The sequence below is a fragment of the Facklamia sp. P12955 genome (assembly GCF_050409565.1).
In the GTDB taxonomy this organism is placed as follows: domain Bacteria; phylum Bacillota; class Bacilli; order Lactobacillales; family Aerococcaceae; genus Facklamia.
In genome coordinates, this window is sequence record NZ_JBNUPF010000008.1 from 22961 (window position 1) to 44753 (window position 21793).

Genomic DNA, 21793 nt, shown 5'->3' on the forward strand with positions numbered 1-21793 from the left:
TTATTCCTCCGATTGGCTTAATTCAACCAAAAGATTCACGATATGAGTTTTTGATACTTTGCCGAGTATTTCATAGTCAGCGGTTACGATTGGCAGTGAATCAATCTGGTGTTCAGATATTAGGCGTGCCGCATCAAGCACCGTTTGATCGGGTTGAGCGACAATAATATTTGGCATTCTGGTCATTATAATGGTTAAGGGTGTATCCATTAACTGACCAATCGCTGAGCGGAGTAAATCCTTACGCGACACGATACCTGCTAGCTTGTGGTCTTCTTCATCAATTACATAGATAGAACCAGCATCATACATAAATAAGTGAGTAATTGCGTTTTGGACTGTAGTATCAGGTGTAACTGTGATAGCCTGGACCATAATATCTTTAACAAGATACTCTGAAAATGCTTCATATAATAAGGATTTTTCAGTTAATCCAGAATAAATATAGCCTACTTTTTGACGAGCATCGAGGATGCCCGTCATGGTTAAGACAGCGAAATCACTACGCAATGTTGATTTTGTTAAACCAAGCTTACTAGCAATTTCGTCGCCGGTGATTGGTTCATTTTCTTTAACGATTGAGATGATTTCTTCTTGTCGGGGTGAAAGTTTCATAGTTCCCCTCCTAGTTAATTAATTATACGTTTTTAATAGCGCTTTGTGCAGCGGCTAATTGTGCAATTGGTACACGGTAAGGTGAGCAAGATACATATGAAAGCCCTACTTGGTGGAAGTGTTCAATGGAACGAGGGTCTCCTCCTAGTTCTCCACAAACACCAATTTTCAAGTTTTCTTTCACGGATCGTCCTCGTTCTACAGCTATCTCAACAAGTTCTTTAACAGCAAAAGTATCAATAGTTTGGAAAGGATCATCTTTTAAAATGCCTTGGTCAAGGTATTGATTTAAGAATTTACCAGCGTCATCTCGTGAGTAGCCAAAGGTTAGTTGAGTCAAGTCATTGGTTCCGAACGAGAAGAATTCAGCGTCATTTGCTAATTGATCGGCAATTAAGCATGCACGAGGTGTTTCAACCATTACTCCAACTGTAAATTCCATACTTACCTTTTCTTGCTTTAGAACATTTTCTAAGTGTTCTTTTATTTTTGCTTTCAAGTGAATTAATTCAGCTTGACTACTCACTAAAGGAATCATGATTTCTGGTTTAACTTTAACACCGTCTTTTGCTACTTTCATAGCTGATCGGATAACTGCTTCTGCTTGCATGATATATAAGTCAGGGTAGGACATTCCCATACGACAACCACGGTGGCCCATCATAGGGTTAACTTCCTTCATAGACTGCACCCGGTCACTCAATTCAGAAGCATCAATTTGAAGTTGTTTAGCAACTTGTTTGATTTCATTTTGACCATGCGGTAAAAACTCATGTAAAGGAGCATCTAACAAACGTACTACCACTGGTTTTTCTTGCATTAACTCAAAGATATGTGAAAAATCTTCGGTTTGGAAATTACGGATAGCATCTAAAGATGTTTGACGATCAGCAGGGTTTTTGGCAAGTAAGAATTTGCGGATGGCTATTAGACGGTCTTCTTGGAAGAACATATGTTCAGTTCTAACTAGTCCAATACCAACTGCTCCAAAACGTAAACCGTTTTCAATATCTGAAGCTGTTTCGGCATTCATACGAATAGCTAATTGAGCATGCTGACGAGACCATTCTAAGACCTTATCTAAGTCTTCATTTGCTCCGCCTGCAACTGTTGGGATTTCACCGATGTAAAGACATCCTGTCGTACCGTCTACAGAAATGATATCTCCTTCATTTAGTTGACCACCAGGATAAGATAAAGTCTTCTTATCTTCATTGATGTCCAATTCACTACAACCAGCTACACAGCATTTACCCATTCCGCGAGCAACAACCGCTGCATGAGAAGTCATTCCTCCTTGACTGGTTACAATGCCATTAGCAGAGTTCATACCCACAATATCTTCAGGTGAAGTTTCATGACGCACTAAAATAACTGATTTGCCAGCATCTGCCCACTCTTTTGCAGTGACTGCATCAAAAACGATTTGTCCAGTTGCAGCACCCGGACTGGCTGGCAAGCCCAACTTAGAAACTAATTCAGCTTGATTTAGAGCATTCGGATCAAAGGCAGGGTGTAGCAATGTATGGAGGGATTCTGGATTAATAGTTAGAAGGGCTTGGTCGGGTGATAAGATGCCTTCATTTACAAAGTCCACCGCAATTTTGACAGCTGCTTGAGCAGTCCGCTTGCCATTTCTTGTTTGCAGAATATACAATTTTTTATCCTCAATCGTAAACTCAATATCCTGCATATCCGAATAGTGCTTTTCAAGTTTCTCAGTTAATTCTATGATTTGTTGATAGATGTTAGGGAATTGGTCACGTAGACGATTAATTGAAACAGGGGTACGTATACCAGCAACTACGTCTTCTCCTTGTGCATTAGTTAAGTACTCACCGTATAATTCGTGCTTACCGTTTGCGGGATTACGTGTGAAGAGAACACCTGTACCAGAAGTTTCGCCACTATTACCAAAGACCATTTCTTGGATGTTAACAGCAGTACCTAAGTCATCTGGAATATTGTTTAAGCGACGGTAAACAATAGCCCGTTGATTATTCCAAGATTTGAAGACAGCTTCAACCGCTGCGTAAATCTGTTGGTAAACATCTTGAGGGAATGGATGGTTCAATTCTTCTTGATAGATAGCTTGATAATCTTTAACAATTCCTTTAAGGTGTTCAGCTGTCAATTCGTAATCATAGTGCAAATGATTGTCTAATTTAACTTGCTTAAGAATTTTTTCAAACTTAGCCATATCGATTTCATAAACGACGTTCCCATACATTTGTAGAAGACGACGATAACAGTCGTATGCGAAACGTTCATTGTTGGTGATTTGAGCTAATTTTAAGACATTTTCATCGTTAAGCCCTAAGTTTAATATAGTATCCATCATACCTGGCATAGAGATTTTTGCTCCAGAGCGAACGGAAACTAATAATAATTTTTCTGGATCATTAAAGGTCTTGCCTGAGATTTCTTCAAGATGGCTCACGGCTTCGGCAATTTCATCTTTAAGCTCAGTTTTTAACCCCTTAGCTTCCTCTAAGTATTCCAAACATGCTTGAGTCGAAATAGTAAATCCTTGGGGAACAGGGAAGCCTAGACTAGTCATTTCAGCCAAGTTGGCTCCTTTACCGCCTAATAGATCCTTCATTTTGGCATTTCCTTCACCAAATGCATAAACACGTTTCATCAACAAACCTCCTAAAAATTTAAGTAGTGCAACTTATCGTATTATATAATGCACACTATTACTTGTCAATCTAAAATAAGCCACAAAAATTATTGTTTTTAACGCTATGTAAGTTTAATAGTGTTGCTTATTTAAACGCTAAAATGTTTAATGAAAGCACATGATAAAAAGAAGGGTAAAAATTGACTTATTTTCGAGAGAATGGTAAAATATAGGCGTACAATTAGCTTGTGAAAAAAATAATTTGGAGGCAGAAATATTTATGAAAGTGATCATCATTGGAACAAACCATGCTGGAATAGCAGCGGCAAATACTTTGTTAGAAAATTATCCAGAGCACGAAATTGTGATGTTGGAACGTAATTCAAATCTTTCTTATCTTGGCTGCGGAACAGCTTTATGGGTAGGTCGTCAAATTGATGATTATAAGGGTCTTTTCTATACAAACGAGGAGGCTTTCGCTAAAAAAGGAGCCCGAATTTATACTGAAACTGAGGTTTCTAACATCGATTTTTCGAATAAAAAGGTATACGCTCTGAAAAAAGATGGCGAAAAACTTGAGGAAAGCTATGATAAATTAATCTTAGCTACAGGATCATTGCCAATCACTCCTAAATTCCCGGGTCATGATTTGGAAGGATTACACTTCTTAAAATTATTCCAAGAAGGACAAGCGGTTGATAAAGCCTTAGCAGATAAAGGGGCAAAAAATGTTTGTGTAATTGGTGCAGGTTATATCGGTGTCGAAATTGCTGAAGCTGCTAAGAGACGTGGAAAAAACGTTCGCATTTTTGATGCTGAAAAAACTTCACTAGCTAGTTACTATGATCCTGAATTCGCTAAGATGATGGACCAAAACTTAGAGCGTAATGGCATATCAACACATTTTGGTGAATTAGTTCAAGAATATATCGGTGAAAACGGTAAAGTTAAGGCTGTGAGAACAGATAAGGGCACTTATGAAGCAGATGTGGTAATTAATTCAATCGGCTTCCAAGCGAATACCGAGTTAGGTAAAGACCATCTCGACTTATTTGAAGGTGGAGCATATCTTGTAGACCGCCATTTTAAAACATCAGATGATGATGTCTATGCGATTGGAGACTGTGCCAGCAATTACTCCAATGCCATTCAGGATACAACATACATTGCCTTAGCTTCTAATGCGGTTCGATCAGGTATTGTTGCAGCTCATAACCTTGCAGGTACTGAGTTGGAAGGAGCTGGTGTACAGGGATCAAACGGAATTAATATTTTCAACTTAAAATTAGTCTCAACTGGTTTGACGTTAAAGGCAGCTGAACTAGCAGGTGTTGATGTAGACTATGTAGAACATGAAGATACACAATTTCCCGGATTTATGCCTGAAAATCATCAAGTCAAAATAAGAATTGTCTATGAAAAGACAAGTCGTCGGATAGTAGGGGCTCAGCTAGCTTCAGATTACGATGTATCTTTATTAATCCATATGTTTTCACTAGCTATTCAAGAAGAAGTTACGATTGATAAGTTAGCCTTATTAGATACCTTCTTCCTACCTCACTTTAACCAACCGTATAATTACATTACTGTGGCTGCTTTAAAAGCTAAAAAACAATTAAAGTAAGATAATTTAAAATCCTCTATATAATAAGGTAGCAATTATGTTTTTCTAGGAAAATTGATATTAGTTTTCCTGCAGCTAAAAAAACATAAAAGCTATCTTTTTTTATAAATACTCAAGAAAGCTTTGATTATCGCTTGCATTAGCAATCTATCTTCGGTATAATATCGGTTGTGTCAATTGGAGGGTTCTGCCCCGAAATGGGCACAATCCCTCGAGAAGAGGGAGATATGCAGTGAAACGAGAGGTTGTGACACGCCAGGCCAAGTTGCCAAGGGCTGGTTTGTTAGAAATTCTTGTGGAGCAAGTCACATATTTTATATTGACGAAGGAGGAAATAAAAATGGCAAATCAAAAAATTCGTATTCGCTTAAAAGCTTATGAGCACCGTGCTCTTGATGTTTCTGCAGCGAAAATAGTTGAATCTGCTCAAAGAACAGGGGCTAAGACATCGGGTCCAATCCCTTTACCAACAGACCGTTCTGTTTATACAGTTATTCGTGCAACACACAAGTATAAAGATTCTCGTGAGCAGTTCGAAATGCGTACACACAAACGTTTGATCGACATCGTTAACCCTACTGCTAAAACAGTAGACGCTTTAATGAAGTTAGACTTACCAAGCGGTGTGGACGTAGAAATCAAATTATAAAAAATAAAATAATGGAGGTGTACTCATGACCAAAGGAATCTTAGGAACTAAAGTCGGAATGACTCAATACTTTACTGAAAATGGTGAATTAATTCCTGTTACTGTTATCCAAGCTCCTGCAAACGTTGTTTTACAAGTTAAAACAGTTGAAACAGATGGCTATGAAGCAGTTCAAGTAGGATACCAAGATTTACGTGAAGTATTGACTAATAAACCACATAAGGGTCATGTAGCAAAAGCTAATGCTACTCCTAAGCGCTTCGTTCGCGAATTTCGTGATGTTGAGCTAGGAGAATATGAAGTAGGGCAAGAAATCACAGTTGAAACATTCGCAGTTGGTGACATCGTCGATGTGACGGGTACATCCAAAGGTAAAGGTTTCCAAGGAGCTATTAAGCGCCACGGACAATCTCGTGGACCTATGGCTCACGGTTCTCGTTACCACCGTCGTCCTGGATCAATGGGTATGGCGTCAGACGCTTCTAAAGTGTTTAAAGGCAAAAAATTACCTGGACAAACTGGTGGCGAACGTATCACTATTCAAAACTTGGAAATCGTATCAATAGATAGCGAAAACAATGTGATTCTTATTAAAGGAAACGTTCCAGGTGCTAAGAAGTCACTCGTTGAAATTAAACAAGCAATTAAAACAGTTAAATAATATCTAAGAGGGGAGGAACGAGCAAATGCCAAAAGTTACATTATTTAAACAAGATGGAACACAAGCAGGAGAAGTTGAATTAAACGAAGCAATCTTCGGAATTGAACCTAATGAAGCGGTAGTTTTCGAAGCAGTCGTAATGCAAAGAGCTTCACTACGTCAAGGGACTCACGCGGTTAAAAATCGCTCAGCCGTTAGCGGTGGAGGACGTAAACCGTGGAGACAAAAAGGAACTGGACGTGCGCGTCAAGGTTCTACTAGATCACCACAGTGGGTAGGCGGTGGAATTGTCTTTGGACCAACACCTCGTTCATACAGTTACAAATTACCTAAGAAAATGCGTCGTTTAGCCTTAAACTCTGTACTATCTCAAAAAGTTATGGATGAGAAGTTAACAGTTGTTGATGAATTAGTCTTTGACGCACCAAAATCAAAAGAATTCAAAGCGGTATTAAACAACTTAAATATTGATAGCAAAACATTATTAATCTTAGAAGGTGCAAATGAAACAGCGTACTTATCTGCACGTAACATTCCAAATGTAAAAGTGATTGATGATTTGAATGTGAATGTTTTAGATGTAATTAATGCGGATCGTATCTTAATTACAAGAGCTGCGCTTTCAACAGTAGAGGAGGCTTTAGCATAATGCAATTATCAGAAGTTTTATTACGTCCAGTAATTACCGAACAATCAATGCTAGCCATTGATGATAATAAATATACTTTCGAAGTTGACCGTCGTGCTAATAAGACTCACATCAAGCAAGCTGTTGAAGCAATGTTTGAAGGTGTTAAAGTAGCGAAAGTTAATACTATTAATGTAGATGGAAAAGCAAAGAGAATGGGACGTTATCAAGGTTTCACTCGTAAGTACAAAAAAGCAGTGGTTACCTTAACAGAAGATTCAAACCGGATCGAATTGTTTGGCGAAGACGCTGAGTAATTCTGGAAAATATTAAAATAGGAGGGTAACGCAGTGGCAATTAAACATTATAAAGCGACGACTAATGGACGTCGTAACATGACTGGATATGATTTTTCAGAGATCACTACAAAAACACCTGAAAAAAGCTTGTTAGAGTCAAAAAAACAACGTGCAGGTCGTAATGGTCAAGGAAAAATAACCGTACGTCACCACGGTGGTGGAAATAAACGTGCTTACCGTGTGATTGATTTTAAACGTAATAAAGATGGAGTAGTCGGAACAATTAAAACAATTGAATACGATCCAAATCGTACTGCTAACATTGCTCTAGTGCATTATGAAGACGGTGTTAAAACATATATTCTAGCACCTAAAGGCCTTAAAGTAGGCCAAAAAATTGAGTCCGGTGACAATGCGGATATCCAAATAGGAAACGCTTTAGCACTATCTAATATTCCGGTTGGTACAGTTATTCACAACGTGGAATTAAAACCAGGAAAAGGTGGACAATTAATTCGTTCAGCTGGTACAAGTGCTCAAGTTTTAGGACAAGAAGGCAAATACACTCTAGTTCGTCTGAACTCAGGTGAAGTACGCATGATCTTATCAACTTGCCGTGCAACGATCGGAACAGTTGGTAACGAACAACACGAATTGATTAATATTGGTAAAGCAGGACGTTCTCGTTGGTTATCAAAACGTCCAACTGTTCGTGGATCTGTAATGAACCCTAACGATCACCCACACGGTGGTGGTGAAGGTCGTACTCCAATCGGTCGTCCATCACCAATGACACCATGGGGTAAAAAAGCTATGGGTGTTAAAACTCGTAACGCTAAGAAGAAATCTAGCAAATTAATTATTCGTGGACGTAAGAAATAATAACCAATAAATTCTGAAGGGAGGCTACATTGTGACTCGTAGTTTGAAAAAAGGACCTTTTATAGATGAACATTTAATGAAAAAGGTAGAGGCTCAACAAGATGCCCAGAAAAAACAAGTGATTAAGACATGGTCTCGTCGTTCAACAATTTTCCCTAATTTTATTGGGATGACAATTGCTGTATATGATGGCCGTAAGCACGTGCCTGTATTTATCCAAGAAGATATGGTCGGTCATAAGTTAGGAGAGTTTGTTCCTACACGTACATATAGAGGCCACGTTGACCAAGATAAGAAAACTAAGAAACGCTAATAAGAGGAGGTATATAAGATGTCTGAACAAATTACATCTGCTAAAGCAATGGCAAAAACAGTTCGAATTGCTCCTCGTAAAGCTCGCTTAGTAATGGATCTTATCAGGGGCAAGCAAGTTGGAGAAGCAATGGCTATTTTGAAGTTCACTCCAAAAGCTGGTTCACCAATTATAGAAAAAGTATTAATGTCAGCTATTGCAAATGCTGAACATAATTATGACTTAGATTTAGAAACGTTGTATGTAAGTGAAGCATACGTTAACGAAGGACCAACCATGAAACGTTTCCGTCCTCGTGCTAAAGGGTCAGCTTCACCGATCTTAAAACGTACAAGCCACATTACAATTGTGGTATCAGAAAAAGAGGAGGCTTAATTAATGGGTCAAAAAGTACATCCGATTGGAATGCGAGTTGGCATCATCCGCGATTGGGATACTAAATGGTACGCAGACAAGCAATATGCAGACTATTTACACGAAGATATCAAGATTCGTGAGTATCTCTACAAGAAATTAGCTGATGCCTCTGTATCCGTTATTCAAATTGAACGTGCAGCAAACCGCGTTGTAGTTTCTGTTAACACAGCTAAGCCAGGTATGGTAATTGGTAAAGGTGGATCAGAAGTCGACGTATTACGTGCTGAACTAAATAAATTAACCGGCAAACAAGTTCAATTAAACATTGTTGAAATTAAAGAACCAGCATTAGATGCTAAATTAGTTGCAGAAGATATCGCTCAACAATTAGAAAACCGTGTGGCATTTCGTCGGGCTCAAAAGCAAGCCATCCAACGTGTGATGAGAGCTGGCGCTAAAGGAGTTAAAACGATGGTTTCTGGCCGTTTAAATGGTGCGGATATGGCAAGAACTGAGCACTATACTGAAGGAACAGTTCCATTACATACGCTACGTTCTGATATTGATTATGCTTGGGAAGAAGCAGACACTCAATATGGAAAACTTGGAGTGAAAGTATGGATTTGTCGTGGTGAAATCTTACCAACTAAAAATAACTCTCAGAGAGGAGGAAATTAATCATGTTAGTACCTAAACGTGTAAAACACCGTCGTGAATTCCGTGGTAAAATGCGCGGAGAAGCAAAAGGTGGAAAGCAAGTTGACTTTGGATCATACGGTCTAAGAGCTACAGAAACAGGTTGGATTACCAACCGTCAAATCGAAGCTGCCCGTATCGCTATGACACGTTATATGAAACGTGGTGGGAAAGTATGGATTAAGATCTTCCCTCATAAATCATATACAAGTAAAGCTATTGGTGTTCGTATGGGTAAAGGTAAAGGGGCACCCGAAGGATGGGTAGCACCTACAAAACGTGGAAAAGTTCTATTTGAAATTGACGGTGTGAGCGAAGAGATCGCTAGAGAAGCCTTCCGTTTAGCTTCCCATAAATTGCCAATCAAGACAAAATTTGTAAAACGTGAAGAATATGGTGGTGAATCGAATGAAAATTAATGAAATAAGAGAATTATCCACTGCTGAAATGGTTGAAAAAGAAAAAGAATTCAAGCAAGAATTGTTTAACCTTCGATTCCAATTAGCAACAGGACAATTAGAAAACACTGCCCGTTTACGTCAAGTACGTAAATCTATTGCTCGCATAAAAACAGTCTTGCGTGAGCAAGAATTGTCTAAGTAAAAACGACAAAGGAGGCACATATTAAATGACTGAACGTAACCAACGTAAAGTTTACCAAGGACGTGTAGTGTCAGATAAAATGGACAAAACCATTACTGTGCAAGTAGACACACGTAAAATTCATCCTAAATACGGTAAACGTGTAAAATATTCTAAGAAATATAAAGCTCATGATGAGTTAAATCAAGCTAAAGAAGGCGACATCGTACGTATCATGGAAACTCGTCCATTATCTGCTACGAAACGCTTCCGTTTATTAGAAATTGTTGAAGAAGCAGTAATTATCTAATAATTGCGAAAATCGGAAGGAGGATAACGAAATGATTCAACAGGAAAGTCGATTAAAAGTTGCTGACAATTCAGGAGCTCGTGAAGTGTTGACAATTAAAGTGTTAGGCGGATCAGGGCGCAAAACAGCTAATATAGGCGACGTCATCGTTGCAACGGTTAAACACGCAACGCCAGGTGGAGTTGTCAAAAAAGGTGATGTTGTTAAAGCAGTAATCGTTCGAACTAAATCAGGAGCTCGCCGTAAGGATGGTTCTTATATTAAGTTTGACGAAAATGCATGTGTAATTATTCGAGACGATAAGAGCCCACGTGGGACACGTATCTTTGGACCAGTTGCACGTGAATTGCGTGATAACAACTTCATGAAGATTGTTTCATTAGCTCCAGAAGTTCTGTAATTTTAAGAAAAAGGAGGAAACAGTTCATGCGTATTAAAACAGGAGATAAAGTCCTTGTGATTTCTGGTAAAGATAAAGGGAAACAAGGTACGGTTATTAAAAGTATTCCAAGTGAAGATAGAGTTGTTGTAGAAGGAATTAACATTGCGAAGAAACATCGTAAGCCAAGTCAAACACAAACTGGTGGAATTGAAGAATTCCCAGCAGCGATTCATGTATCAAATGTTCAATTAGTGGATCCAGAAACTGGCGAAGCAAGTCGTGTAGGTTACCGCTTTGAAGATGGCAAAAAAGTTCGTTTTGCTAAAAAATCAGATAAAACTATCAATTAATTAGAAGGGAGGAACTTTAAATGACAAATCGTTTAAAAGAAAAATATCTTAATGAAGTTGCCCCAAAATTGGTAGAGCAATTTAATTATTCTTCAATTATGCAAGTCCCAAAAGTTGAGAAAATCGTAGTCAACATGGGTGTGGGTGACGCAACTGGAAATGCTAAAAACTTAGAAAAAGCAGTGGATGAATTAACTTTACTTTCTGGGCAAAAACCAATCATTACTAAAGCTAAGAAATCAATCGCTGGTTTCCGTTTACGTGAAGGCATGCCGATTGGTGCAAAAGTAACTTTACGTGGCGAAAGAATGTATGATTTCTTAGATAAATTAATCTCGGTCGCACTACCACGAGTAAGAGACTTCCAAGGGATTTCAAGCCGTGCATTCGACGGTCGTGGTAACTACACACTAGGTGTTAAAGAACAATTAATCTTCCCGGAAATTAGTTACGATAATGTAGATAAAGTACGTGGAATGGACATTGTTGTTGTAACTACTGCAAACACTGATGAAGAATCACATGCCCTTCTAAAAGAATTAGGCATGCCATTCAAGAAATAAAGGAGGCATTATCTTTGGCTAAAACATCAATGAGAATTAAAAACCAACGCAAACCAAAGTTCAAGGTTCAAGAGTATTCTCGCTGCGAACGTTGTGGTCGTCCGCACTCTGTGTACCGTAAGTTCAAGCTTTGCCGTATTTGCTTCCGCGAACTTGCTTATAAAGGACAAATTCCAGGCGTTAAAAAAGCAAGCTGGTAAGAAATATATAATTAATCAAAGGAGGTAAATCCACATGGCAATGACAGATCCAATTGCAGATTTTCTAACAAGAATTCGTAATGCAAACAGTGTAGGACATAAAATAGTATCTGCACCTTCTTCAAATGCTAAAGTTGCGATTGCTGAAATCTTAAAAAGAGAAGGTTTCATCAAAAACTTTGAAATCACTGAAGATAACAAACAAAATGAAATCACTATCTTCTTGAAGTATGGCCGTAATGATGAAAAGGTTATTACTGGTATCAAGCGTATTTCTAAACCAGGATTACGTATTTATGCTAAGTCAGAAGATATTCCTAAAGTACTAAATGGTTTAGGGATTGCAATTATCTCAACATCAAATGGTGTGATAACAGATAAAGAAGCTCGTCAACAAGGTATTGGTGGCGAAGTGTTAGCTTATATTTGGTAAAACTTATAAAATTAAAGGAGGTGCAGCCCCTGTGAGTCGTATAGGAAATAATCCCGTAACAATTCCAGCTGGCGTAACCGTTTCAATGGATGGTCATATAGTGACTGTCAAAGGACCAAAAGGTGAATTAACTAGAGAAGTTAGTCCAAACATCAAGATTGAAATTAATGAATCAGAGATTACATTTAGCCGTCCAAACGATTCAAAAGTAAATCGCTCATTACATGGAACAACCCGTTCTTTAATTAATAATATGGTTGTTGGTGTTTCTGAAGGCTTTAAAAAAGAACTTCAATTAATTGGTGTTGGATATCGTGCTCAATTACAAGGTACTAAGTTAGTTCTAAACGTAGGTCTTTCACACCCGGTTGAGTTTGAAGCTTCAGAAGGTGTATCATTTGAAGTTCCTTCAAACACACAAATCATTGTTAACGGTTATAATAAAGAAAAAGTTGGCGAATTAGCAGCTAATATTCGTGGCATTCGACCACCTGAACCATATAAAGGCAAAGGAATTCGTTATGTTGATGAATATGTTATTCGCAAAGAAGGTAAAACTGGTAAATAATCGAATTATTTATCAAATTAAATTCAAAATTAAATTAAAGAGGTGACCATTGTGATTACTAAACCAGATAAAAACAAGTCGCGTAAAAAACGCCATAATCGTATTCGTAATAAGATTTCTGGTACTGCTGAGTGCCCACGCTTAAACGTATTTCGTTCAAATACAAACATCTACGCTCAATTAATTGATGACGTAGCGGGTGTGACGCTAGCAAGTGCCTCTAGTAAAGATGAGTCAGTAGCTAAGGCAAGTAAAACAGAACAAGCTTCTGCAGTTGGAAAATTAATTGCTGAACGCGCTGCTGAAAAAGGAATTAAAGTCGTAGTATTTGACCGTGGCGGATATATCTATCACGGACGTGTTAAAGCCTTAGCTGAAGCTGCACGTGAAAATGGACTCGAATTTTAAGAAAAGGAGGAAACCGATCGATGGTTAATATTAAACCAGAAAATTTAGGTGAAATTGAAGAACGTGTAGTAGCGATTAACCGAGTAACTAAAGTTGTAAAAGGTGGACGTCGTTTACGTTTCTCAGCACTTGTAGTTGTTGGAGATAAAGAAGGACACGTTGGTTTTGGAACCGGTAAAGCTCAAGAAGTTCCAGAAGCAATTCGTAAGGCAATCGAAGCGGCTAAGAAAAACCTAGTAACTGTCCCAATGGCAGGAACAACGATTCCTCATGAAGTTATCGGTGAATTCTGTGGTGGACGCGTTCTGCTTAAACCAGCACAAGCCGGTTCTGGAGTGGCTGCAGGAGGGCCTGTTCGTGCCGTTATGGAATTAGCAGGTGTTGCTGATGTAACTTCTAAATCATTAGGTTCTAATACACCTATTAATATGATTCGCGCGACTGTTGAAGCTTTGAAGCAACTAAAAGTGGTTGAAGAAGTGGCTCAATTGCGTGGTAAAACAGTAGAAGAATTATTAAGTTAGGAGGAAAGTCCATGGCAAACTTAGAAATCACTTTAAAACGTAGCCTAATTGGTCGTAAAAAGAATCATGTAGCTACTGCCAAAGCTTTAGGGTTAACAAAAACTTATAAAACCGTTATAAAACCTGATAATGAAGCTATTCGTGGAATGCTCCAAACAATTAGTCACTTAGTAGAAGTAAAAGAAGCTTAAATCTAGTATACTAGTATAAGGAGGTGCCAATATGAAATTACACACATTAAAACCCGCTGAAGGTGCGCGCAAGGAACGTAACCGTGTAGGTCGTGGACAAGGTTCAGGTAACGGTAAATTAGCTGGTCGTGGACAAGGCGGACATAAACAGCGTTCAGGTGGCGGTGTACGGTTAGGATTTGAAGGAGGACAACAACCTCTATTCAGACGTTTACCAAAACGTGGTTTCACTAATGTTAATCGTAAAGACTATGCAATTGTTAATCTTGAGACATTAAATATGTTCGACGAGGGAACCGTTGTATCACCGGCTTTATTGATTGAATCAGGTGTTATTAAAAAAGAATTATCAGGAGTAAAAATCTTAGGTGAGGGTAACTTAGAGAAAAAATTGACTGTTCAAGCTAGCAAGTTCTCTAAAACTGCAGAGGAAGCTATTACTGCAGCTGGCGGTTTAATCGAGGTGATCTAATGTTCACATTTATTAAGAATGCTTTTAGTTCGCGAGATGTTAGAAGAAGAATTCTTTTCACCTTGTTTATTTTAGCAATCTTTAGATTAGGATCGCATATCCCTATGCCAGGAGTAAATGCGAAAGTTTTAGATTCAATAGCAAGTAATGGTCTTTTGGGGCTCTTAAACACATTTGGTGGAGGAGCCTTAGGCCGGTATTCACTGTTTGCTATGGGAGTCTCGCCTTATATTACAGCTTCCATTATTGTTCAACTCTTACAAATGGATATTATTCCAAAGTTTACTGAATGGGCCAAGCAAGGTGAAGTGGGACGACGTAAATTAAACCAGTGGACGATATACTTAGCCATAGTCATAGGCTATATCCAATCAGCTGGTCTTTCATATGGTTTAAACCGTATGTCCGGTTTAGGTTTAATTAAGAATCCACAACCTTCCACCTATTTAACAATTGCTCTTGTCTTAACAGCTGGCAGCATGTTACTCGTTTGGTTAGGTGAACAAATTACACGTAAGGGTGTCGGTAATGGGATTTCTATTTTAATTATGTCAGGTATTCTAGCACAAATTCCACAGGAAGTTGTCGCTTTTGTGAATACGATGATCATTGGAGCTGGCGACAAATTGGGAATCAATATTCTAATTGGTTTAGGAGTTGTTCTAGCTCTTATTGTTATGACAACCATTGTCGTCATAATGGAAAGGGCTCAGCGTCGCATCCCGATCCACCACTCCAAAAAAGTATCTGGCGCTAGACATATGGCGCATTTGCCGCTAAAAATTAACTCTGCTGGAGTTATTCCAGTCATCTTTGCGACATCATTTTTAACTACGCCTCAAACGATTATCGGTTTAATTAATCCAAATCCTGAAGGTGGCGTGATGGAATTACTTAGCAAGGTATTAAACATTCAGCATCCGTATGGTGCGGTATTCTATACAATTCTTTTAATCGCATTCACCTTCTTCTATTCATTAATTCAAGTGAATCCAGAAAAGGTAGCTGAAAACTTACAGAAACAAGCTGCATATATTCCGAGTGTACGGCCAGGAAAAGATACTGAAGATTACATTACTCGTTTAATTAATCGCTTGAGTGGTGTAGGTTCAATTTACTTAACAGTGATTGCACTATTACCAATTGTCGTGAGCTTCATTTGGAAAGTTCCCGCTAATATTGCTTTGTCAGGTACAAGTTTGCTAATTGTAGTTGGAGTAGCGATTGAAACAGCTAAGCAAATTGAAGGTCGTATGATTAAACGTCGGTATCAAGGTTTCTTGAATTTATAATTGCGTAATAGACAAATATAAAGGATGATTAATTAATGAATATATTATTAATGGGTTTACCTGGGGCTGGTAAAGGAACTCAGAGTGAACAAATTACTCGAGACTATCCGGTTGTCCATATTGCTACTGGCGATATATTCAGGCAAGCGATTAAAGATGAGACGCCACTAGGACTAGAGGCGAAATCATATACCGACAATGGTAATCTCGTTCCAGATGAAATTACTAACGGACTTGTTAAAGAACGTTTAAATCAAAGCGACGTAAAAGAAAATGGCTTTATGTTGGATGGCTATCCAAGAACTTTACAACAAGCCCGCGCTTTAAGTGACAACCTTGAAAGCCTCGATTCTAAAATCGATGCCGTTATTTACATTGATGTGGCTCCTGAAGTTCTAAAAGAACGCTTAAGTGGAAGAATTATCTGTGGATCTTGTGGAGCGAGTTACCATAAGATTTATAATCCACCAAAAGTAGAGAACACATGTGATTCATGTGGCGCTCATGACTTCTATCAACGTGAAGATGATAAACCTGAAAAAGTTGCTCATCGTATTAATCTCCAAATGGAATCGATTCAACCAATTCTAGCTTATTACGAAGAACTTGGATTGTTGCACCGAGTGAGTGGAGAAAATTCTATCGATCAAGTTTATAGCAAGATTCAAGAAGTGTTAAGTAAATTATAAAACTTCGTCCATAGGAGGTAAGTGAATGGCAAAAGATGATGTAATTGAAGTAGAAGGTATTATTATGGAAACTCTACCGAACGCTATGTTCAAGGTAGAACTTGAGAATGGTCATGAAATATTAGCACACGTCTCTGGTAAAATCCGTATGAATTATATCCGTATTCTACCTGGAGATAAAGTCACTGTTGAATTATCCCCTTATGACCTTTCTCGTGGCCGCATTACCTATCGCTTTAAGTAGTCTACGAAATAAGGAGGAGTATAATGAAAGTTAGAGCATCAGTAAAACCAATTTGTGAAAAATGCAAAGTTATTCGCCGTAAAGGAAAAGTTATGGTGATTTGTCAAAATCCAAAACACAAACAACGTCAAGGATAATAATTAAGAAGGAGGAAATTGCATGGCTCGTATTGCAGGAGTAGATATTCCCCGCGAAAAACGTGTGGTTATTTCTTTAACGTATATCTTCGGTATCGGCAACTCAACTGCTAAGAAAATCTTAGAAGAGGCAAATGTTTCTGAAGATACACGTGTAAAAGATTTAACGAACGACGAATTGGATCGTATCCGTGAAATCATTGATAAGATTCGTGTTGAAGGAGACTTACGTCGTGAGGTCAGCATGAACATCAAACGTCTTCAAGATATTGGTTCATTAAGAGGTATCCGTCATCGTCGTAACTTACCTGTACGTGGACAAAACACTAAAAATAATGCACGTACTCGTAAAGGTCCTAAGAAACCAATTAGATAGAACTTAACAAAGGAGGTTAAAATTCATGGCAAAACAACAAGCACGTAGAGGTCGTCGTCGTGTTAAAAAGAATATTGAAAAAGGAATTGCTCATATTCGTTCAACCTTTAACAATACGATTGTTATGATCACTGATGTGAATGGAAATGCTGTTTCATGGTCATCAGCTGGATCACTTGGATTCCGTGGTTCGAAGAAAGCAACTCCATTTGCAGCGCAAATGGCATCTGAGGTTGCAGCTAAAGGAGCAATGGATCATGGCATGAAGACAGTCGAAGTAACTGTTAAAGGTCCAGGTTCAGGTCGTGAGTCTGCAATCCGTTCATTACAAGCAACTGGATTAGATGTTACAGCTATTCGTGATGTTACACCAATTCCACACAACGGATGCCGTCCACCAAAACGTCGCCGTGTATAATGATAATTGTGTAGAATCCGTTTAGAAACGAAATTATCATCGCGACAAACGTTTTGAAAGGGGCAAATAATCGATGATCGAAATTGAAAAACCAGATATTAGAACGATTGAAATCAGTGACGATGCTAAGTATGGTAAAATTGTCGTTGAGCCACTTGAACGTGGTTATGGAACAACCCTTGGAAATTCATTACGTAGAATTTTGTTATCTTCATTACCAGGATCAGCGATTACAAGTGTTCAAATTGAAGGCGTAGTTCATGAATTTGCTACAATAAAAGGTGTGGTTGAAGACGTTCCAACCATCATTTTGCATTTAAAAGAAGTAGCTTTCAATACACATACAGAAGAAGATAAGGTGATCGAATTAAATGTTGCAGGTCCTAAAACAGTAACAGCAGCAGATATTATTCATGATAATGAAATCGAAATCCTAAACCCTGACTTGTATATTTGTACCTTAGCAGAAGGTGCTCAATTGAATATGCAAATGAATGTGTCAAATGGTCGTGGATTTGTTCGAAGTGAACATAATAAGCGAGAAGATACACCAATTGGTGTATTGCCGATTGATTCGATCTACACTCCAATCAAAAAAGTAAACTATCAAGTTGAAAACACTCGGATTGGACAGCGAAATATTTATGATAAGCTTACATTGGATATATGGACCGATGGGTCAATAAGTCCAGAAAAAGCTCTAAGTTTAGCTGCAAAAATTTTAACTGAACATTTAAATATCTTTGTAGATTTGAATGATGAAGCACGTAATACTGAAATTATGGTAGAAAAAGAAGAAGCAGAAAAAGAAAAAGTTCTTGTCATGACGATAGAAGAACTTGATCTGTCTGTTCGATCTTATAATTGTCTAAAGCGTGCCGGAATAAATACAATTCAAGAGCTAACTAATAAATCCGAAGCTGAAATGATGAAGGTTCGTAACCTCGGCCGTAAGTCATTAGATGAAGTGAAAAATAAATTAGCTGGTTTAGAATTAAGCTTACGTGAAGAAGACTAGTAGAGAGTAAAGGAGGAAACTGAATGTCATATCGTAAATTAGGTCGTACGAGTTCACAACGTAAGGCTTTACTACGTGATTTAACGACAGATGTGATTATCAACGAGCGTATCGAAACAACTGAAGCCCGCGCTAAAGAAGTTCGTAAGACAGTTGATAAAATGATCACTCTGGGTAAAAAAGGTGATTTAGCTTCTCGTCGTCGTGCAGCAGCATTCTTACGCAATGAAATTGCAGATGCTCGTATCGAAGGTGATGAGGTAGTGGTTGAGACTGTATTAAATCGTGTGTTTGATACTTATGCTGAGCGTTACGCTGAACGTAATGGTGGATACACACGTATCCTTAAGAAAGGTCCTCGTCGTGGCGACGGTGCACCGATGGTTATCTTAGAGCTAGTTTAAGATAACGCTATTTCTTAAGTTGACTAATTCACTTTGATGATGGAGAGTGTTATGATTTCAAGAGATAATCGAGGAGTCTAGCTCTATAGCAACCAATATAATTGGTGGATTGGGATTAGCCGAATTTCTAATCTCAATCCTGCTATCATCTTCAAGTGTTTTTTTTATACATAAAACTTGTATTAATAGTTAAGGAAAGCAAACGACTTTAACTATTAATATAAGAATATCTTTTAAGGAGACAATAATGAAAGAAGAAATTATCCGAATCGATTCAGTTTCTTTTCAGTATCCTGGCGCCGAGAAAGACGCTATTAAGGATATCTCTTTAAGTATCAATAAAGGGGAATGGGTAGCGCTCATTGGTCCGAATGGATCGGGCAAGTCTACTCTTTCAAAGACGATTAATGGTCTTCTAGTGCCTTACGAAGGAGAAATATACGTTAAAGGCATGAAGTTACAAGAAGAGACTGTTTGGGATATTCGTCGATCAGTTGGTATGGTCTTTCAAAACCCTGATAACCAATTCGTCGGTGCGACTGTCGAAGATGACGTGGCCTTCGGTCTTGAAAATAACGGGGTCAATCGTGAAGAAATGAAAGTTCGCGTAAAAGAAGCTGTTCAACAAGTCCGAATGCTTGATTTCTTAAAAAAAGAGCCAGCAAGACTTTCAGGTGGGCAAAAACAAAGAATTGCCATTGCTGGAGTTGTTGCTTTACGTCCAGACATTATCATCATGGATGAATCAACGGCTATGTTGGATCCTTTAGGACGTAAAGAAGTGGTCGAAGTCGTTCGAGAAATCAAAGAAAAGTATGGATTGACGGTCATTTCCATTACTCATGATATTGATGAAGCCAGTCTAGCTGATCAAATCATCGTTTTAAAAGAAGGAAAAGTAATTTATAAAGATATTCCTGCTAACATTTTTTCTATGGGCACATCCCTAATTGAAATGGGTTTAGATCTTCCTTTTGCTGAGAAATTACGTTTGCAACTAAAAGAAAAGGGAATGGATGTCCCAGACTACTACTTAACAGAGGAGGAAATGGCAGAATGGCTATCTCAATCGTATTTGAACAAGTAGATTTCACTTATTCGCCAGGAACCCCCTTTGAAGTTCCTGTACTTAAAGGGATTGATTTAGAAATCCCACAAGGAAAAGTCACAGCTATTATAGGTCATACAGGATCAGGTAAATCTACCCTTATCCAACACCTAAACGTCTTATTAAAACCAACTAGGGGCAAATTGATTATTGACGGTCGGGTGATCACATCCGAATCAAAAGATAAAAACCTTAAAGCACTAAGAAAAAAAATCGGTGTAGTTTTTCAATTTCCCGAAAGTCAACTCTTTGAAGAAACAGTGTTAAAAGATGTTATGTTCGGTCCACAAAATTTTGGTGTTTCTAAAGAAGAAGCCGAGCGAATTGCCCGTGATATGCTAAGTTTAGTGGGAATCGATGAAGAACTTTTTGAGCGGTCACCATTTGATTTAAGTGGAGGTCAAATGCGGAGAGTTGCTATCGCCGGTGTACTGGCATTGCAACCAGAAGTTTTAATTTTAGATGAGCCAACGGCTGGTCTGGATCCACTGGGACAAATCACCATGCTGGAAATGTTTATGCAATTGCAAAAGGACTATCATCTTTCTCTCGTATTAGTTACTCATCAGATGGATGATGTGGCCAAGTATGCCGATAATGTGGTGGTTTTGGAAAATGGCCAGATTGTTAAGCAAGGAACTCCTTCAGAAGTATTCTCTGATCCCGAATGGTTGAGAGAAAAGCAATTAGGTTTACCACAGACTTTAGCGTTTATTGATTTATTAGATGATAAAATTCCTGAAGATCTCATGAAAAAAATTAAGCAATCTCCTCTAACAGTAGAACAACTAGCAGAGATTCTAATTGACATTAATCATCAACAAAATGATTGGGAGGCTAGCGCTAATGAATGATAAGATATTAATCGGCCGCTATATTCAAATTGATTCATGGATTCATGCGCTCGATCCTCGCACTAAATTGATTGCTACTTTCTATTTTATTTTACTTGTTTTTTTTGCAAATAATGTAGTAGGATATGGAACTTTATTTCTAGTATTGTTAATAGGCATCAAATTGAGTCGGTTGAAGCTTAGTTTTTTCTTTAAGGGATTAAAGCCTATGCTATGGATTATTCTTTTTACGGTCATTTTTCAGATATTGTTTACAACAGGAGGACAGGTTTATTTTAATTGGGGACCCATTTCGATTACATCGCTAGGATTATTAGGCGGCTTTTATATCTTTATGCGTTTGTTCTTAATTATTATGATGTCAACCATTTTAACTTTAACAACTGCTCCGCTTGAGTTAACTGATGGTATTGAACATCTGTTGCGTCCTTTAACACATTTTGGATTTCCATCGCATGAAGTAGCCTTAATGTTGTCAATTGCCTTACGTTATGTACCGACACTTTTAGATGAGGCTCAAACTATAATGAATGCTCAACGTTCAAGAGGAGTGGATTTTGATGAAGGGTCTATGATGGAACGGATGAAAGCAATTGTTCCTATACTTGTTCCACTATTTGTTTCCGCTTTTAATCGAGCAGAGGAACTAGCTACGGCCATGGAATCACGTGGGTATCATGGTGCTGAGGGGCGAACAAAGTACCGTTACTTAGATTATGATCGCAACGACGTGATTGTTTTAATTGTCATGATTTTAATCACCGTAATCATTCTAACTATTCGGTTTTATATTTAATTTAAAACTACAATCTTATTGCACCCTAAACCTAGTGTTTAGGGATTTTTAATAGTTTAACAATATTAAAATCAAGCCCTTACAATTTAATAAAACACTCATTTATTTCTTATATTCACTATCAAAT

35 protein-coding genes are annotated in these 21793 nt (G+C 38.1%); 33 read left to right on the plus strand and 2 right to left on the minus strand.

Features of this window, described 5'->3' with window-relative positions:
- Together ACQV2G_RS03280 and ppdK are read right to left on the minus strand one after the other, a co-directional pair.
- Nucleotides 1-615, minus strand: coding sequence for a helix-turn-helix transcriptional regulator (locus ACQV2G_RS03280; protein WP_258436781.1), 615 nt, complete (start codon nucleotides 613-615; stop codon nucleotides 1-3).
- 22 nt (nucleotides 616-637) lie between these two features.
- Nucleotides 638-3256, minus strand: a complete 2619-nt coding sequence (gene ppdK / locus ACQV2G_RS03285; RefSeq protein ID WP_428873235.1) for a pyruvate, phosphate dikinase — start codon at nucleotides 3254-3256, stop codon at nucleotides 638-640.
- Between the two features lie 262 nt (nucleotides 3257-3518).
- On the opposite strand from ppdK, the gene nox reads away from it, so the two are divergent.
- From nox to ACQV2G_RS03450, 33 genes are all read left to right on the plus strand, one after another.
- Nucleotides 3519-4862, plus strand: coding sequence for a H2O-forming NADH oxidase (nox, locus tag ACQV2G_RS03290; RefSeq protein WP_428875346.1), 1344 nt, complete (start codon nucleotides 3519-3521; stop codon nucleotides 4860-4862).
- 340 nt (nucleotides 4863-5202) lie between these two features.
- On the plus strand, nucleotides 5203-5511 hold the full coding sequence (gene rpsJ / locus ACQV2G_RS03295; protein ID WP_428873238.1) for a 30S ribosomal protein S10: 309 nt from the start codon (nucleotides 5203-5205) through the stop codon (nucleotides 5509-5511).
- A gap of 25 nt (nucleotides 5512-5536) precedes the next feature.
- On the plus strand, nucleotides 5537-6172 hold the full coding sequence (gene rplC, locus ACQV2G_RS03300; protein ID WP_428873239.1) for a 50S ribosomal protein L3: 636 nt from the start codon (nucleotides 5537-5539) through the stop codon (nucleotides 6170-6172).
- A gap of 25 nt (nucleotides 6173-6197) precedes the next feature.
- Entirely contained in the window at nucleotides 6198-6821 is a 624-nt protein-coding gene (rplD, locus tag ACQV2G_RS03305) for a 50S ribosomal protein L4 (RefSeq protein WP_428875087.1), read from the plus strand.
- Nucleotides 6821-7117: a 50S ribosomal protein L23 gene (locus ACQV2G_RS03310; RefSeq protein WP_090289517.1), complete on the plus strand. Its 297-nt coding sequence runs from the start codon at nucleotides 6821-6823 to the stop codon at nucleotides 7115-7117. The genes rplD and ACQV2G_RS03310 overlap by 1 nt, the downstream gene beginning before the upstream one ends.
- 33 nt (nucleotides 7118-7150) lie before the next feature.
- Nucleotides 7151-7981, plus strand: a complete 831-nt coding sequence (rplB, locus tag ACQV2G_RS03315) for a 50S ribosomal protein L2 (protein WP_428873242.1) — start codon at nucleotides 7151-7153, stop codon at nucleotides 7979-7981.
- Nucleotides 7982-8012: 31 nt separating this feature from the next.
- Nucleotides 8013-8294, plus strand: coding sequence for a 30S ribosomal protein S19 (gene rpsS, locus ACQV2G_RS03320; protein ID WP_090289515.1), 282 nt, complete (start codon nucleotides 8013-8015; stop codon nucleotides 8292-8294).
- Between the two features lie 18 nt (nucleotides 8295-8312).
- Nucleotides 8313-8669: a 50S ribosomal protein L22 gene (gene rplV, locus ACQV2G_RS03325; RefSeq protein ID WP_428873243.1), complete on the plus strand. Its 357-nt coding sequence runs from the start codon at nucleotides 8313-8315 to the stop codon at nucleotides 8667-8669.
- 3 nt (nucleotides 8670-8672) lie between these two features.
- Nucleotides 8673-9329, plus strand: coding sequence for a 30S ribosomal protein S3 (gene rpsC, locus ACQV2G_RS03330; protein WP_428875089.1), 657 nt, complete (start codon nucleotides 8673-8675; stop codon nucleotides 9327-9329).
- Nucleotides 9330-9331: 2 nt separating this feature from the next.
- Nucleotides 9332-9766 (plus strand): 50S ribosomal protein L16, encoded by a 435-nt coding sequence (gene rplP / locus ACQV2G_RS03335; protein WP_258436790.1) that lies wholly within the window; start codon nucleotides 9332-9334, stop codon nucleotides 9764-9766.
- Nucleotides 9756-9950: a 50S ribosomal protein L29 gene (rpmC, locus tag ACQV2G_RS03340; protein WP_090289511.1), complete on the plus strand. Its 195-nt coding sequence runs from the start codon at nucleotides 9756-9758 to the stop codon at nucleotides 9948-9950. Before rplP ends, rpmC begins: the two co-directional genes overlap by 11 nt.
- A gap of 25 nt (nucleotides 9951-9975) precedes the next feature.
- Nucleotides 9976-10239 carry a 30S ribosomal protein S17 gene (rpsQ, locus tag ACQV2G_RS03345; RefSeq protein WP_428873246.1) on the plus strand — a complete coding sequence of 88 codons (264 nt, stop codon included), beginning with the start codon at nucleotides 9976-9978 and terminating at the stop codon, nucleotides 10237-10239.
- A 31-nt stretch (nucleotides 10240-10270) separates the two neighbouring features.
- Nucleotides 10271-10639 carry a 50S ribosomal protein L14 gene (gene rplN / locus ACQV2G_RS03350; protein WP_090289509.1) on the plus strand — a complete coding sequence of 123 codons (369 nt, stop codon included), beginning with the start codon at nucleotides 10271-10273 and terminating at the stop codon, nucleotides 10637-10639.
- 26 nt (nucleotides 10640-10665) lie between these two features.
- Nucleotides 10666-10971 carry a 50S ribosomal protein L24 gene (gene rplX / locus ACQV2G_RS03355; protein ID WP_428873248.1) on the plus strand — a complete coding sequence of 102 codons (306 nt, stop codon included), beginning with the start codon at nucleotides 10666-10668 and terminating at the stop codon, nucleotides 10969-10971.
- A gap of 20 nt (nucleotides 10972-10991) precedes the next feature.
- Entirely contained in the window at nucleotides 10992-11534 is a 543-nt protein-coding gene (gene rplE / locus ACQV2G_RS03360; RefSeq protein WP_428873250.1) for a 50S ribosomal protein L5, read from the plus strand.
- 14 nt (nucleotides 11535-11548) lie between these two features.
- On the plus strand, nucleotides 11549-11734 hold the full coding sequence (locus ACQV2G_RS03365; RefSeq protein ID WP_428873252.1) for a type Z 30S ribosomal protein S14: 186 nt from the start codon (nucleotides 11549-11551) through the stop codon (nucleotides 11732-11734).
- 34 nt (nucleotides 11735-11768) lie between these two features.
- Nucleotides 11769-12167 (plus strand): 30S ribosomal protein S8, encoded by a 399-nt coding sequence (gene rpsH, locus ACQV2G_RS03370; RefSeq protein ID WP_428873254.1) that lies wholly within the window; start codon nucleotides 11769-11771, stop codon nucleotides 12165-12167.
- Nucleotides 12168-12198: 31 nt separating this feature from the next.
- Complete coding sequence (rplF, locus tag ACQV2G_RS03375; RefSeq protein ID WP_428876129.1) at nucleotides 12199-12735, plus strand: 50S ribosomal protein L6; 537 nt, start codon at nucleotides 12199-12201, stop codon at nucleotides 12733-12735.
- A 51-nt stretch (nucleotides 12736-12786) separates the two neighbouring features.
- Nucleotides 12787-13143: a 50S ribosomal protein L18 gene (gene rplR, locus ACQV2G_RS03380; RefSeq protein WP_428873258.1), complete on the plus strand. Its 357-nt coding sequence runs from the start codon at nucleotides 12787-12789 to the stop codon at nucleotides 13141-13143.
- Between the two features lie 20 nt (nucleotides 13144-13163).
- Entirely contained in the window at nucleotides 13164-13667 is a 504-nt protein-coding gene (rpsE, locus tag ACQV2G_RS03385) for a 30S ribosomal protein S5 (RefSeq protein WP_428873259.1), read from the plus strand.
- Between the two features lie 11 nt (nucleotides 13668-13678).
- The gene (rpmD, locus tag ACQV2G_RS03390; protein WP_428873260.1) at nucleotides 13679-13858 is read left to right on the plus strand and encodes a 50S ribosomal protein L30; all 180 of its coding nucleotides are present in this window, start codon (nucleotides 13679-13681) and stop codon (nucleotides 13856-13858) included.
- A gap of 31 nt (nucleotides 13859-13889) precedes the next feature.
- Complete coding sequence (rplO, locus tag ACQV2G_RS03395) at nucleotides 13890-14330, plus strand: 50S ribosomal protein L15 (RefSeq protein ID WP_428876130.1); 441 nt, start codon at nucleotides 13890-13892, stop codon at nucleotides 14328-14330.
- Nucleotides 14330-15622 carry a preprotein translocase subunit SecY gene (secY, locus tag ACQV2G_RS03400; RefSeq protein ID WP_428873264.1) on the plus strand — a complete coding sequence of 431 codons (1293 nt, stop codon included), beginning with the start codon at nucleotides 14330-14332 and terminating at the stop codon, nucleotides 15620-15622. Before rplO ends, secY begins: the two co-directional genes overlap by 1 nt.
- Nucleotides 15623-15657: 35 nt before the next feature.
- A complete protein-coding gene (locus tag ACQV2G_RS03405) occupies nucleotides 15658-16311 on the plus strand; it encodes an adenylate kinase (protein WP_428873266.1) in 654 nt (217 codons plus the stop codon).
- A gap of 25 nt (nucleotides 16312-16336) precedes the next feature.
- The gene (gene infA / locus ACQV2G_RS03410; RefSeq protein WP_090289497.1) at nucleotides 16337-16555 is read left to right on the plus strand and encodes a translation initiation factor IF-1; all 219 of its coding nucleotides are present in this window, start codon (nucleotides 16337-16339) and stop codon (nucleotides 16553-16555) included.
- 23 nt (nucleotides 16556-16578) lie between these two features.
- The gene (rpmJ, locus tag ACQV2G_RS03415) at nucleotides 16579-16692 is read left to right on the plus strand and encodes a 50S ribosomal protein L36 (protein WP_006908512.1); all 114 of its coding nucleotides are present in this window, start codon (nucleotides 16579-16581) and stop codon (nucleotides 16690-16692) included.
- A gap of 22 nt (nucleotides 16693-16714) precedes the next feature.
- A complete protein-coding gene (gene rpsM, locus ACQV2G_RS03420; protein WP_428873267.1) occupies nucleotides 16715-17068 on the plus strand; it encodes a 30S ribosomal protein S13 in 354 nt (117 codons plus the stop codon).
- Between the two features lie 25 nt (nucleotides 17069-17093).
- A complete protein-coding gene (rpsK, locus tag ACQV2G_RS03425; protein WP_090289495.1) occupies nucleotides 17094-17486 on the plus strand; it encodes a 30S ribosomal protein S11 in 393 nt (130 codons plus the stop codon).
- Nucleotides 17487-17559: 73 nt separating this feature from the next.
- Nucleotides 17560-18504, plus strand: coding sequence for a DNA-directed RNA polymerase subunit alpha (locus ACQV2G_RS03430; RefSeq protein ID WP_428873268.1), 945 nt, complete (start codon nucleotides 17560-17562; stop codon nucleotides 18502-18504).
- Between the two features lie 23 nt (nucleotides 18505-18527).
- Nucleotides 18528-18908 (plus strand): 50S ribosomal protein L17, encoded by a 381-nt coding sequence (rplQ, locus tag ACQV2G_RS03435; protein ID WP_258436808.1) that lies wholly within the window; start codon nucleotides 18528-18530, stop codon nucleotides 18906-18908.
- 247 nt (nucleotides 18909-19155) lie between these two features.
- Complete coding sequence (locus ACQV2G_RS03440) at nucleotides 19156-19995, plus strand: energy-coupling factor ABC transporter ATP-binding protein (RefSeq protein WP_428873269.1); 840 nt, start codon at nucleotides 19156-19158, stop codon at nucleotides 19993-19995.
- On the plus strand, nucleotides 19965-20870 hold the full coding sequence (locus ACQV2G_RS03445; RefSeq protein WP_428873270.1) for an energy-coupling factor ABC transporter ATP-binding protein: 906 nt from the start codon (nucleotides 19965-19967) through the stop codon (nucleotides 20868-20870). The genes ACQV2G_RS03440 and ACQV2G_RS03445 overlap by 31 nt, the downstream gene beginning before the upstream one ends.
- Nucleotides 20863-21666: an energy-coupling factor transporter transmembrane component T family protein gene (locus ACQV2G_RS03450; RefSeq protein ID WP_428873272.1), complete on the plus strand. Its 804-nt coding sequence runs from the start codon at nucleotides 20863-20865 to the stop codon at nucleotides 21664-21666. The genes ACQV2G_RS03445 and ACQV2G_RS03450 overlap by 8 nt, the downstream gene beginning before the upstream one ends.
- The last annotated feature ends 127 nt before the right edge of the window (nucleotides 21667-21793 follow it).

Bases quoted from the DNA above. Each gene is read 5' to 3' on its own strand.
- ACQV2G_RS03280 (WP_258436781.1), bottom strand. From the start codon at position 615: ATGAAACTTTCACCCCGACAAGAAGAAATCATCTCAATCGTTAAAGAA.
- ppdK (WP_428873235.1), bottom strand. From the start codon at position 3,256: ATGAAACGTGTTTATGCATTTGGTGAAGGAAATGCCAAAATGAAGGAT.
- nox (WP_428875346.1), top strand. From the start codon at position 3,519: ATGAAAGTGATCATCATTGGAACAAACCATGCTGGAATAGCAGCGGCA.
- rpsJ (WP_428873238.1), top strand. From the start codon at position 5,203: ATGGCAAATCAAAAAATTCGTATTCGCTTAAAAGCTTATGAGCACCGT.
- rplC (WP_428873239.1), top strand. From the start codon at position 5,537: ATGACCAAAGGAATCTTAGGAACTAAAGTCGGAATGACTCAATACTTT.
- rplD (WP_428875087.1), top strand. From the start codon at position 6,198: ATGCCAAAAGTTACATTATTTAAACAAGATGGAACACAAGCAGGAGAA.
- ACQV2G_RS03310 (WP_090289517.1), top strand. From the start codon at position 6,821: ATGCAATTATCAGAAGTTTTATTACGTCCAGTAATTACCGAACAATCA.
- rplV (WP_428873243.1), top strand. From the start codon at position 8,313: ATGTCTGAACAAATTACATCTGCTAAAGCAATGGCAAAAACAGTTCGA.
- rpsC (WP_428875089.1), top strand. From the start codon at position 8,673: ATGGGTCAAAAAGTACATCCGATTGGAATGCGAGTTGGCATCATCCGC.
- rplP (WP_258436790.1), top strand. From the start codon at position 9,332: ATGTTAGTACCTAAACGTGTAAAACACCGTCGTGAATTCCGTGGTAAA.
- rpmC (WP_090289511.1), top strand. From the start codon at position 9,756: ATGAAAATTAATGAAATAAGAGAATTATCCACTGCTGAAATGGTTGAA.
- rpsQ (WP_428873246.1), top strand. From the start codon at position 9,976: ATGACTGAACGTAACCAACGTAAAGTTTACCAAGGACGTGTAGTGTCA.
- rplN (WP_090289509.1), top strand. From the start codon at position 10,271: ATGATTCAACAGGAAAGTCGATTAAAAGTTGCTGACAATTCAGGAGCT.
- rplX (WP_428873248.1), top strand. From the start codon at position 10,666: ATGCGTATTAAAACAGGAGATAAAGTCCTTGTGATTTCTGGTAAAGAT.
- rplE (WP_428873250.1), top strand. From the start codon at position 10,992: ATGACAAATCGTTTAAAAGAAAAATATCTTAATGAAGTTGCCCCAAAA.
- rpsH (WP_428873254.1), top strand. From the start codon at position 11,769: ATGGCAATGACAGATCCAATTGCAGATTTTCTAACAAGAATTCGTAAT.
- rpsE (WP_428873259.1), top strand. From the start codon at position 13,164: ATGGTTAATATTAAACCAGAAAATTTAGGTGAAATTGAAGAACGTGTA.
- rpmD (WP_428873260.1), top strand. From the start codon at position 13,679: ATGGCAAACTTAGAAATCACTTTAAAACGTAGCCTAATTGGTCGTAAA.
- rplO (WP_428876130.1), top strand. From the start codon at position 13,890: ATGAAATTACACACATTAAAACCCGCTGAAGGTGCGCGCAAGGAACGT.
- secY (WP_428873264.1), top strand. From the start codon at position 14,330: ATGTTCACATTTATTAAGAATGCTTTTAGTTCGCGAGATGTTAGAAGA.
- ACQV2G_RS03405 (WP_428873266.1), top strand. From the start codon at position 15,658: ATGAATATATTATTAATGGGTTTACCTGGGGCTGGTAAAGGAACTCAG.
- infA (WP_090289497.1), top strand. From the start codon at position 16,337: ATGGCAAAAGATGATGTAATTGAAGTAGAAGGTATTATTATGGAAACT.
- rpmJ (WP_006908512.1), top strand. From the start codon at position 16,579: ATGAAAGTTAGAGCATCAGTAAAACCAATTTGTGAAAAATGCAAAGTT.
- rpsM (WP_428873267.1), top strand. From the start codon at position 16,715: ATGGCTCGTATTGCAGGAGTAGATATTCCCCGCGAAAAACGTGTGGTT.
- rpsK (WP_090289495.1), top strand. From the start codon at position 17,094: ATGGCAAAACAACAAGCACGTAGAGGTCGTCGTCGTGTTAAAAAGAAT.
- ACQV2G_RS03430 (WP_428873268.1), top strand. From the start codon at position 17,560: ATGATCGAAATTGAAAAACCAGATATTAGAACGATTGAAATCAGTGAC.
- rplQ (WP_258436808.1), top strand. From the start codon at position 18,528: ATGTCATATCGTAAATTAGGTCGTACGAGTTCACAACGTAAGGCTTTA.
- ACQV2G_RS03440 (WP_428873269.1), top strand. From the start codon at position 19,156: ATGAAAGAAGAAATTATCCGAATCGATTCAGTTTCTTTTCAGTATCCT.
- ACQV2G_RS03445 (WP_428873270.1), top strand. From the start codon at position 19,965: ATGGCTATCTCAATCGTATTTGAACAAGTAGATTTCACTTATTCGCCA.
- ACQV2G_RS03450 (WP_428873272.1), top strand. From the start codon at position 20,863: ATGAATGATAAGATATTAATCGGCCGCTATATTCAAATTGATTCATGG.